Source organism: Draconibacterium sp. (genome assembly GCF_041583095.1).
Taxonomy (GTDB): Bacteria; Bacteroidota; Bacteroidia; order Bacteroidales; family Prolixibacteraceae; genus Draconibacterium.
The window spans coordinates 1-10,877 of record NZ_JBFHGM010000179.1 but is presented as its reverse complement, the minus strand read 5'-3'; the positions used below and the strand labels follow the sequence as shown (position 1 = coordinate 10,877).

Here is a 10,877-nt window from a genome sequence, read left to right as displayed (position 1 = left end):
ATGGATCGAATGTTCAGCTGTATAACCTTGAAAAGGACATGGGCGAAACACAGAACTTAAAAGATAAAGAACCCGGCAAAGCTGCCGAGTTAAAAAAAGAGCTGGAAGAATGGTTTAACACCTATCCGTTAGACATTGATTTAACAAAGTTCTCCTTTAAAAAATGATGAATAATACCCTTAAATTTCTGGTATTTCTGTTAGCTTCATTATGTTTTGTTGCTTGTGCACACAACAATAGTAAGAAGCAAAATGAAGCTCCTGCACCTCTTTTTGTCGATCCGAACTATCAGGGATCCTGCGATCCGGAGATTGTTTGGAACGAACACGAACAACAGTGGTACATTTATTATACAGCCCGTCGTCCGATGCTGGAAAATACCTGGCTGCAAACACCAATTGGGGTGGCTGTTTCAAAAGACATGATAAACTGGGAATTTAAGGGTTATTGCAAATTTGATGGTGTAGGCGGTGAAAAAGATGCAACATCAACATTTTGGGCACCTGCAATTATTTCGGCCAACGATACTTTGCACATGTTTGTTACCTGGAAACCCGACACCATCCCAACTCAGGGAGCCTGGGGCGGGCAGGGGTGGATTGTGCATTATAAAACACCTCTTACGAACCCTGTTGATGGCTGGCAAAAGGTAAGTGCCTTGCATGGCGATAACCTGAATACTATCGATGCTACCGTTTACCAAAGTAAAAATCAGTATCACGTTTGGTTTAAAGGAAAGGAAAAGGGAGCAATGAAAAATGAGCTCTACCATTTAACCACTTCCGATTTTACCAACTGGCAAGAAGCCGGTTTCTCAAAAAGCGATGTATTTAATTCCGAAGCAACCGGATCCAAATTCGAGGAGGCGCCTTATATTTTTCACTGGAAAGGGAAGTATTGGTTTATTACCGATCCGCACAACGGATTTTTTGTATACAGTTCTGCCGATGCCGAAAACTGGAAATTTCAGGGAACAATACTTAAAGATGGAGGTACGCGAAATCTGGATAATTCGATGGCCCGGCATTGCAGCGTTGCGGTAAAAGACGACCGCGCATTTATTTTTTATCATGTGGAGCCCTGGCGCCGTTACGATCTGGAAAAACTAAAAGGAGAGGGAAGAATACGAATTTTCGATCAGCCATTAAAAAACAGGGAGAGTGTGTTACAAATGGCAGAGCTGGAAATTCGAAACAATAAACTATATTGCGATAGAAATTACGATTTCGAACTTAACTAAAAGAAACCTATAACTAATGAGCAAATTAAACCTTTACCTTTTTCTAATGGTTCTACTGGGTGTTTTCAGTTCCTGTTCAACAGGTAAATCTAAGCGGGAGACAATCTCCGATATGCCAAACATTGTTATCATTTATCTTGATGATTTGGGGTATGGCGATGTAGGAGCCTACGGAGCTACTGAAATTCAAACACCAAATATTGATCGTTTGGCAAACAACGGAGTAATGTTTACCGATGGACACGCGTCTTCGGCAACCTGCACTCCAAGCCGTTATGCCTTGCTTACCGGCGTTTGTCCGTGGCGAAATAAGGATGCCAAAATTTTGCCGGGCACCGCACCGCTGATTATTGATACCGCACAGGTAACCATTCCTAAAATGTTAAAAGAACAGGGGTATTATACAGGGGTTGTTGGCAAATGGCACCTCGGTTTAGGTAGTGGTCATGTGAATTGGAACGAACACGTTTCACCGGGCCCAAACGAAGTGGGGTTCGACTATTCGTACATTATGGCTGCCACGCAAGACCGTGTACCAACAGTTTATCTTAAAAATGGCTTGGTGGAAGGCCTCGATACGAACGATCCGATAGAAGTGGACTACAGTAAGAATTTTGAAGGCGAGCCAACCGGCAAGGACAATCCTGAAATGCTGACGATGAAATGGCATCACGGGCATAACAATTCAATCGTTAACGGTATTCCGCGAATTGGCTTTATGAAAGGTGGCGAAAAGGCTAAATGGAGCGATGTGGATATGGCCGATCATTTTCTTGCGAAAGCACAGAACTACGTTAAGCAGCATAAAAATCAGCCTTTCTTTTTGTATTATGCCTTGCAGCAACCTCATGTTCCGCGTACTCCACATCCGCGATTTGTAGGCAGTACCGACCTTGGACCGCGTGGCGATGTAATTGTTGAAGCCGACTGGTGTATTGGTGAATTTTTAAAGATACTGGAAGAAGAGGGAATTCTTGAAAATACACTGATCATTTTATCAAGCGATAATGGCCCGGTACTTAACGACGGTTATTACGATGATGCCGTTGAGCGAATTGGCAATCACGATCAGAATGGTGGTCTGCGAGGTGGAAAATACAGTTTGTTTGAAGCAGGTACACGTGTTCCATTTATTACCTACTGGAAAGGACAGATTGAACCTAAAAAATCGGACGCGCTAATCAGCCAGATTGATATTCTTGCATCAGTTGCGAAATTAACCGGCGCAGAGGTAAACTCTTCTGATAGTGAGGAGTTGTTAGATATTTTACTTGGGAAATCGGATGAAGGTAGAGAAGAACTTGTATTAGAGGCATCATCGCGCACAGCATTTCGAAAAGGGAACTGGTTAATGATTCCTCCATACAAAGGGCCGGCGGTTGCAGCGCAGGTTAATATCGAATTGGGAAATTCTTCAGAATTCCAACTATACAATTTGAATGATGACATCGGTCAGCAGACGAATCTGGCCAAAACAAATCCCGATAAGCTGAATGAAATGGTAAGTGATTTCGAGAAAGTTGTTGGAACACTGAATTCAGAGGTGGAGGCATTGGAATTGAAATAATAGCTCTTTATTTATTACTGTTTCTTCGTTGAAAGCTTTTTCTTAACTTGCTGACTGGGGCTTTGCAGTTGAAATATCAAAGTAATATTCTGATGAATATTGTTCTGCCAGACCTTGCTTGACAAGCCGTAGTGTAGCAGATAGATATTGCCTGGTAAAGCATTTGGCAGAAATTAATTAAACTTATTAAACCGGATGAAACGAATGCAAAATATTGGACGGGTACTTATTGGACTTTTGTTGCTGAATGTTACAACAACATGTTTCGCATTTCATGAAAGTGAAAAGACGAAAACTAAACCGAATATCATTATTATCCTTGCTGATGATATGGGGTATTCAGATATTGGCTGTTACGGTGGTGAAATGCGAACGCCAAATATCGATAAGCTGGCCGCTGAAGGAATTCGGTTTACTAACTTTTACAATGCAGCGCGCTGTTGCCCAACCCGTGCATCCTTACTCACCGGTCTTTATCCGCATGAAGCAGGTATGGGAGGAATGGTACAAACCGGAGATACAGAACCGGGGCCGTATCAGGGGTACCTGAATAACGAATGTGTTACCATTGCAGAAGTTTTAAAACAAGCCGGTTATTATACGGCAGCATCCGGGAAATGGCATGTTGGAGAGGAACGCCCCAATTGGCCGGTCGACAGGGGATTCGATAATTATCATGGGCTAATCAGCGGAGCAGCTAACTACTTCGACATAACAAAAGCAAAAAACGATCGTGTAAAACGGGTTTTTGCCAAAGACAGTAAGGCTTATGTTCCCGATCCGAATGGATTTTACATGACCGATTTTATTACCGAAAATGCATTGGAATATCTGCAAACGGCTAAGCAAAAAGAACAACCTTTTTTCTTGTATCTGGCCTACACAGCACCCCACTGGCCATTACATGCTTTACAGGAAGATATTCAGAAATTCCGGGGAAAATTCAGAAAAGGCTGGGACGTATTGCGGCAAGAACGGATTGTCCGTATGAAGGAAATGGGGATTGTTGATGATGATATACAATTGAGCGAACGGGATGAAATGGTAGATGCCTGGGAAGATTTGAGTGACGAGGAAAGGGATAAAATGGATTTGTTAATGTCGATTTATGCCGCGCAGATTTATCGGATGGATATTGGCATTGGCCGTGTAATGGATAAGTTGGAAAAAATGGGAGAAAGCGAAAATACACTGGTGCTTTTTCTTTCAGATAACGGCGGATGTGCCGAAGGAGGTAAAAATGGGCAGGACTTCTGGGGAAATTTCTGGGACAGTGATGCGGTGCCCGGAACAGGTGACTCCTACCACAACTATGGCCGTTCGTGGGCCAACCTTAGCAATACGCCTTACCGGATGTTTAAACATTGGGTGCACGAAGGTGGAATTATTACCCCTCTGATTGCAAGGTGGCCAAAAGGAATTGAAAATGAAGGAACAATAACACGGCAGCTCGGTACTATCCGCGATATTATGGCAACATGCTGCGATATGGCAGATGTAAACTATCCTGAAGAATATAATGGCGCAACAATAAAACCATCAACAGGGCAAAGTTTGGTGCCTGTTTTTCGTGGCGAAACTTCAGAGAAAAGCACTCCGCTGTTCTGGGAACACGAAGGAAATGCGGCAGTTCGAATGGGCGATTGGAAATTGGTATCAAAAGACGGAGAGGACTGGGAACTGTATAATTTAAATACTGACCCAACAGAATTAGAAAATGTTATCGATGAAAATTCCGACAGACAAAAACTGATGATTAAAGCCTATAGTGACTGGGCGACCTCGATTGGCGTAAAATGAAAATATAACTTATTCATACCCTGCAGGCACGGAAGCATTCTGGCAAAAAATTACTTAACTTTTTTGTGTGAAGTAAACTCTCACTTTGTTTCATTTGTATTCTTATCTAAATCGAATACACAAAAATGGATTTACTGGATGAAAAGGGTGTTCTGGAGAATACATTGGTGATATTTACATCCGATAACGGTAACCACAAAGAAGGCGGACATTTGCCCAACCATTTCGACAGCAATGGACCGTTCCGTGGGTGGAAACGTGATCTGTACGACGGAGGAATCCGTGCTCCGTTTATTGTACACTGGCCGGCTAAAGTAAAAGCGGGCTCTGTTTTGTATCATGTCTTTGCTTTCTGGGATTTTCTGCCGACCATGTGCGATTTAATCGATGTTAAGGTGCCGCAGGCAGTTGATGGTATTTCATTTCTTCCTGCTATTACAGGCGAAACAAAACAAAAAAAGCATGATTATCTGTACTGGGAATTTCATGAGCAGGGCGCCAAACAGGCGGTACTAAAGAACAACTGGAAATTAATCCGCTTAAACGTAAACAAACCTGAACAGGAATCCTGTGAATTGTACAACTTAACACACGATCCGGGAGAGTGTTTTAATGTATTGGATCAGTATCCCGAAAAGGTTTCTGATTTAAAAGAAATTCTTTTTAATAGTCACGAAACCAGTGAAATATATAAATTTAAGACCGAAAAATAAATTTAATCTGTTCAATTAAACCTAAACTTATGAAATATGCTGTTTTAACCCTGCTGCTTTTGTGTTTTTTATTTGAACTTAATGCCGTCCCTGCACAGATAAATAAAGACAAGGATGAAATGCAGGAGGTGGAGATTTCTACTGAAAAAACCAAACAAACTATTGAAGGCTGGGGGAGTTCATTGTGCTGGTGGGCAGGCCAGGTTGGAAACTGGAACGAACCCCTGGTGGATAGCCTGATTGACTTGTTTACCTCCCCCGAAGGTTTGAATATGAACATTTTCAGGTACAACATAGGAGGAGGAGACGATCCGTCGCATGCAGGCGGGCACATGGTAAAAGGAAAAGGGAAACGGGCCGAAATGGAAGGTTTTAAAGCTTCGGCCCAATCGCCTTACAATTGGGAGGCGGATGAAGCTCAACGAAATATCATGTTAAAGATTAAGGCTAAACGTCCTGATGCAGTTTTTGAGGCTTTTTCAAATTCACCACCATATTGGATGACCTACAGCGGTTGTTCGGCAGGAAATGTAAACGCTTCCGATGATAACCTTCGTCCCGAGTTTTATGAAATGTTTTGCGATTACCTGCTTGATGTGTGCATACATTACAAAGAAAAATACGGTATTGAGTTTAAAACACTGGAGCCTTTTAACGAATCAACATCAGCGTACTGGAACTACCTGGGAAGCCAGGAAGGCTGCCATTTTGAACCTGAAACACAGATGGAGATCATCAGAATATTGTATCTGAAATTGCAAAAGTCGGGTTTGGAAACTGCCATTTCAGCTTCGGATGAAACCAATGTGAAATCGTTTAACAGGGTAGTTAAAAGCTATATGGAAGCCGGTGATATTCTGGATAAAATAAAGCAGCTAAACACGCACACTTATGGCGGAACAAACAAGGAAAGGGAAATAGCGAGAGAACTGGTTAAAGCTTCGGGAAAAGAATTTTGGCAATCGGAAACCGGGCCAATGGGGTTACCCCGACCGGCAAGGGGGCTTGAAAATAATCTGCTGCTTGCCCAAAAAATGTTTGACGATTTGCGCATTATGGAGCCTCAGGCCTGGCTTGACTGGCAGTTGATGGAGGAGAATAACGATGTGTGGGGATTGGTAAAATGCAACTTTGAAACAGAAGAATACGAGCTTCTGAAAAATTTATATGTACGTATGCAAATTACCCGGTTTTTCAAACAGGGATACCAACTTTTGGATACCAACAACAATGCGGTATTGGCAGCACAAAGTCCGGATAAAAAGGAAATTGTAGTGGCCATTTTAAATACAACGGATAGCCTGAAACCTATGAACCTGAAATTTACAGGGAGTCAGAAAATAAAACGAATTTCAGAAGTATTCAGAACAAGCGAAACCGAGAACTGCCAAAAGGTTGCAGTTGTAAAAGTAAAAGACGTACTAAGCTATTCTGCTCCAAAATTCTCATTAACTACTTTTCTAATTCAAGCAGATATTTAGATCTTATGAAATACCATAATCTGATAATTTTACTGGTTCTGCTGCTGAATATTAATTGTGTTCCGGTAAAAAATGATACAGCAAAACCGAATATCCTTTTGATTAATATCGACGACATGGGATGGCGTGATGTTGGTTTTATGGGATCGGAATACTACGAAACGCCCAACATTGATGTACTTGCAGCAAACGGAATGATTTTTACCCAGGCCTACGCCGGTGCGGCTAATTGCGCACCAAGCAGGGCTTGTTTAATGAGCGGGCAGTGGACTCCACGTCATGAAATTTATACGGTAAGCAATTCAGACCGCGGAAAAAGTAAAGACCGCAAACTTATTCCTGTAACTAATAACGAGTACATGCCCGATGATAACTTGCTTATTCCGGAAATTCTGAAACAACATGGATACACCACTTGCCATGCCGGGAAATGGCACCTTACAGATGATCCTTTATTACGTGGTTTTGATGTAAATATAGGCGGAAGCCATGCAGGGAATCCGGGAAGCTATTATCCTCCTTACAAAAGTGTTCCATCGCTTACACCTCCGTCTGATGATTATTATTTAACCAACCTGGTAGTCGACAAAACTCTTGATTTTCTATCATCGGTGCGGGAAGAACCATTCTTTTTGTATTACTCTCCGTATGCTGTTCATACGCCAATTCAGCCAGTGAAAGAATTGATGGAAAAGTACCAAAACAAAAAAGAATGGAACGGCCAGAATAATGCTAAATATGCTACAATGGTGGAGAATGTTGATGCACAAATCGGCAGGATAATTTCACTATTGAAAGAGCAGGGGAAGTTAGAAAATACCTTTGTTTTATTTACATCCGACAATGGCGGGCATTACGGAATTACCAAACAATGGCCCTTACGTTCGGGTAAAGGAGCATATTACGAAGGTGGAATTCGCGAACCGATGTTTGCTTTTTGGGAAGGAAAAATTCCAAAAGGAGAAAAATCCGGTATTCCGGTTACCAATCTCGATTTTTATCCAACAATACTTGAAGTGGCGGGAATTCAGAAACCAAAAGATAAAGTGCTCGATGGAAAATCACTTGTGCCGGTACTAACAGAAAATCAAGCGCTTGAAGAACGTCCGTTATACTGGCATTTCCCCATTTATTTACAAGCTTATATCAAGAACGATACTACCACCCAGGATCCGCTATTCCGGACACGCCCAGGATCGGCTGTGAGGCTTGGCGACTGGAAGCTGATCCAATATTTCGAAAATAACGATATTGAATTATATAACCTTAAGGATGATATTAGTGAAGAAAATAACATGGCTGAATTGAAACCCGATAAGGCTAAGGAGTTGCTGGAAATGCTCGAAAACTGGAGAATTGAAACCAATGCTCCTGTTCCTAAAACACTAAATCCTGAATATCAAAACAGACCATGAACTATGAAACGAACATGAACTTATTTAATCATAACGACACAAACAAGAATGATTAAAAAAGTTTATGTGAGAGCGGAGCGGTTCCATCCGTTCTCAAATTTTAAAGTAGATTTTGAAAAACTTGAAAATTTAAACGGATGAAACAAACTATTCTTGTGTTGGTGATTTCGCTTATTACAATCCTGAGTGGATGTCAGGAAAATCCCAAAAAAGCGAAGAAACGAGCTCCCAACATTCTTTTCGCTATTGCTGATGATGCCTCGTGGAAACATTTTGGAGCTTATGGTTGCGATTGGGTAAACACTCCTGCCTTCGACCGTGTGGCCAGTAACGGAATTTTATTTACCCGTGCCTATACACCAAATGCCAAATGTGCGCCCTCTAGGTCGTGCATTTTAACCGGGCGTAACAGCTGGCAACTCGAGGAAGCTTGTAATCATTCACCAAATTTTCCGGCAAAATTTAAAACATATGCAGAAGTGCTTGGAGAGAACGGGTACTTTGTTGGGAGTGTAGGAAAAGGCTGGGCTCCCGGTAATCCGGGCGAAATTGATGGAAAAAAACGAACACTCACCGGACCCAAATTCGATGAATTTAAAACGGAGCCTCCCACCACCGGAATTTCAACGAACGACTATGCTGCAAATTTTGCAGCGTTTTTGGATTCACGGCCGGCAAACAAACCTTTCTGTTTTTGGTACGGAAGTACTGAGCCACATCGGGAATACGAGTTCCAATCAGGCATAAAAAAGGGAAACAAGAATATGGCAGAAATTGACGAAGTGCCGTCATTTTGGCCCGATGTGGATACTGTACGCACAGATTTGCTTGATTATGCTTTTGAGATCGAGTATTTTGACAGCCACTTGCAAAAGATGTTACAAAAGCTGGAGGACATTGGAGAGTTAAATAATACCATAGTTATTGTTACGGCTGACAACGGAATGCCATTCCCCCGGATTAAGGGACAGGAATACGAGTACTCCAATCATTTGCCACTGGCGATAAGCTGGCCCAACGGGATTAAAAACCCGGGGCGTGTTGTCGATGATTTTGTGAATTTTATTGATTTTGTGCCTACCTATCTTGAATTAACAGGTTTGTCGGCCGAAGCAGTTGGAATGCAGCCAACTACAGGGACCAGCCTTACCGATATTTTTTATTCTGAAAAAGAGGGAATCATTAATCCTGATCGTGATTTTGTGCTGATCGGGAAGGAACGCCATGATGTTGGCCGCCCGAATGATGAAGGTTATCCTATTCGCGGAATAATCCGTGATAATTATTTGTATCTCCGGAATTTTAAACCACAGCGGTGGCCTGCAGGCAATCCTGAAACCGGATACCTGAATTGCGATGGTAGCCCTACAAAAACATACATTCTTGATACGAGAAGAAAGAAAGGAGAAGCGGAGTATTGGCAACTTAACTTTGGTAAACGCGTGTCAGAAGAGTTATATAATATTAAAGAGGATCCGTTCTGTATGAACAACCTTGCAGCCATTGAAGACTATACCGAACTCAGAAATACGATGAGTAAGGAAATGACAGCGAAATTGCAAAAACAGGGTGATCCACGGATTTTCGGAAATGGCGATGTGTTTGATAATTACGAATATTCAGGTGTGGTAAAAGATTATTACAACCGCTATATGCAGGGAGAAGAAGTTCCTGCCAATTGGGTGAATAAGAGTGATTACGATGCTGATCTTACCATTCGTAAATAGTTATATACGCCAGATATAAAAAAAAGCGCAAGCAATGGATTTGATGCCATTACTTGCGCTTTTTTATTTTGAATGGAGCCTGATCTCTAGAAATATTTATCCCCGATTAATCGTTGTTTTGTTTGTTCTTTGCGCTGATTGAAGGTAAATGAGGCACCAATTTCTACAATCTGTCCCTCGTAATCGTACACCCAGTCGCGCTGAAATACGGCCATGCCATTCGCTGTTGCTCCGGTAAATCCGCCGGCCTGGTTGGTCCCAATTACATCCAATATTTTGGCATAAAAATTCCAGCCCTGCAGTTTCTGGGGAGTAAAATTCAACGCCGCGTTCATCATCTGAAATTTCAGATCCTCGCCCTGAGGAGTAACACTTCCCGATTTGTAGGAATAATCAAGTGTAAACTTCAGTGGTTTTATGATTGTCCAGTTGAGGTTCGTTTTTGCATCCCAGTTTACGCTGTTACTGCTGCTCTGATCGCCAAAAAGTGATTCATTCGATTCTACCGAAAACTGGTAAACTGAACCTTGGAAGTGCTACATTTGACTGTACGGTAAGTTAAGTACTATTTTTACTTACTTACAATCATTAGTGGGCGATTAAAACCCACTGATTATTAATTGTTTATTATTTAGTTCTTAGCCATTTTTGTAATCATATTTCGTAAGCACTTCTCTTACAGGAGTTTTGTCGAGTAGAGATATGCTAAGGATTTGTAGTATTTCGTAGATTGAGCGGTCAACTTACAATCTGTTACCAATTATGGCAACCAGACAGTATGCAATGATCGCGCAGTACATTTGGATTTTTACAGCATTTAGAGTTGTTTTTTCCAGCCATAGTACCTAACAGTAACGAGCTGTACTAAATACAGAGGTCTCACAAGTTAGGGAAGGGCTGAACGTTAAGTTGTCCTAAATTCGATATGGAAGCT

The 10,877-nt window shown here is 41.8% G+C and carries 8 protein-coding genes; 7 read left to right on the top strand and 1 reads right to left on the bottom strand.

Translation table 11 applies throughout. The features are described 5' to 3' along the window. Positions 1–163 precede the first annotated feature (163 nt). The 7 genes from ABZB17_RS15570 (at position 164) to ABZB17_RS15540 (ending at position 9,943) form a co-directional block, all read left to right on the top strand. Positions 164–1,240, top strand: coding sequence for a hypothetical protein (locus ABZB17_RS15570; protein ID WP_372651365.1), 1,077 nt, complete (start codon positions 164–166; stop codon positions 1,238–1,240). 16 nt (positions 1,241–1,256) lie between these two features. Beyond that, the gene (locus ABZB17_RS15565; protein ID WP_372651363.1) at positions 1,257–2,807 is read left to right on the top strand and encodes an arylsulfatase; all 1,551 of its coding nucleotides are present in this window, start codon (positions 1,257–1,259) and stop codon (positions 2,805–2,807) included. Between the two features lie 195 nt (positions 2,808–3,002). Continuing rightward, positions 3,003–4,607, top strand: a complete 1,605-nt coding sequence (locus ABZB17_RS15560; protein ID WP_372651361.1) for an arylsulfatase — start codon at positions 3,003–3,005, stop codon at positions 4,605–4,607. Positions 4,608–4,732: 125 nt separating this feature from the next. Beyond that, the gene (locus tag ABZB17_RS15555; RefSeq protein ID WP_372651359.1) at positions 4,733–5,320 is read left to right on the top strand and encodes a sulfatase/phosphatase domain-containing protein; all 588 of its coding nucleotides are present in this window, start codon (positions 4,733–4,735) and stop codon (positions 5,318–5,320) included. 29 nt (positions 5,321–5,349) lie between these two features. Continuing rightward, positions 5,350–6,801: a glycoside hydrolase gene (locus ABZB17_RS15550; RefSeq protein WP_372651357.1), complete on the top strand. Its 1,452-nt coding sequence runs from the start codon at positions 5,350–5,352 to the stop codon at positions 6,799–6,801. Between the two features lie 5 nt (positions 6,802–6,806). Then, positions 6,807–8,216 carry a sulfatase gene (locus tag ABZB17_RS15545; protein WP_372651355.1) on the top strand — a complete coding sequence of 470 codons (1,410 nt, stop codon included), beginning with the start codon at positions 6,807–6,809 and terminating at the stop codon, positions 8,214–8,216. A 137-nt stretch (positions 8,217–8,353) separates the two neighbouring features. Then, positions 8,354–9,943, top strand: a complete 1,590-nt coding sequence (locus ABZB17_RS15540) for a sulfatase (protein ID WP_372651353.1) — start codon at positions 8,354–8,356, stop codon at positions 9,941–9,943. Positions 9,944–10,029: 86 nt separating this feature from the next. Here ABZB17_RS15540 and ABZB17_RS15535 read toward each other — a convergent pair whose 3' ends face one another. Next, a complete protein-coding gene (locus ABZB17_RS15535) occupies positions 10,030–10,278 on the bottom strand; it encodes a hypothetical protein (RefSeq protein ID WP_372651351.1) in 249 nt (82 codons plus the stop codon). Between the last annotated feature and the right edge of the window lie 599 nt (positions 10,279–10,877).

Excerpts from the sequence above, each read along its gene's own strand:
- ABZB17_RS15570 (WP_372651365.1), top strand. The coding sequence starts at position 164 with ATGATGAATAATACCCTTAAATTTCTGGTATTTCTGTTAGCTTCATTA.
- ABZB17_RS15565 (WP_372651363.1), top strand. The coding sequence starts at position 1,257 with ATGAGCAAATTAAACCTTTACCTTTTTCTAATGGTTCTACTGGGTGTT.
- ABZB17_RS15560 (WP_372651361.1), top strand. The coding sequence starts at position 3,003 with ATGAAACGAATGCAAAATATTGGACGGGTACTTATTGGACTTTTGTTG.
- ABZB17_RS15555 (WP_372651359.1), top strand. The coding sequence starts at position 4,733 with ATGGATTTACTGGATGAAAAGGGTGTTCTGGAGAATACATTGGTGATA.
- ABZB17_RS15550 (WP_372651357.1), top strand. The coding sequence starts at position 5,350 with ATGAAATATGCTGTTTTAACCCTGCTGCTTTTGTGTTTTTTATTTGAA.
- ABZB17_RS15545 (WP_372651355.1), top strand. The coding sequence starts at position 6,807 with ATGAAATACCATAATCTGATAATTTTACTGGTTCTGCTGCTGAATATT.
- ABZB17_RS15540 (WP_372651353.1), top strand. The coding sequence starts at position 8,354 with ATGAAACAAACTATTCTTGTGTTGGTGATTTCGCTTATTACAATCCTG.
- ABZB17_RS15535 (WP_372651351.1), bottom strand. The coding sequence starts at position 10,278 with ATGAACGCGGCGTTGAATTTTACTCCCCAGAAACTGCAGGGCTGGAAT.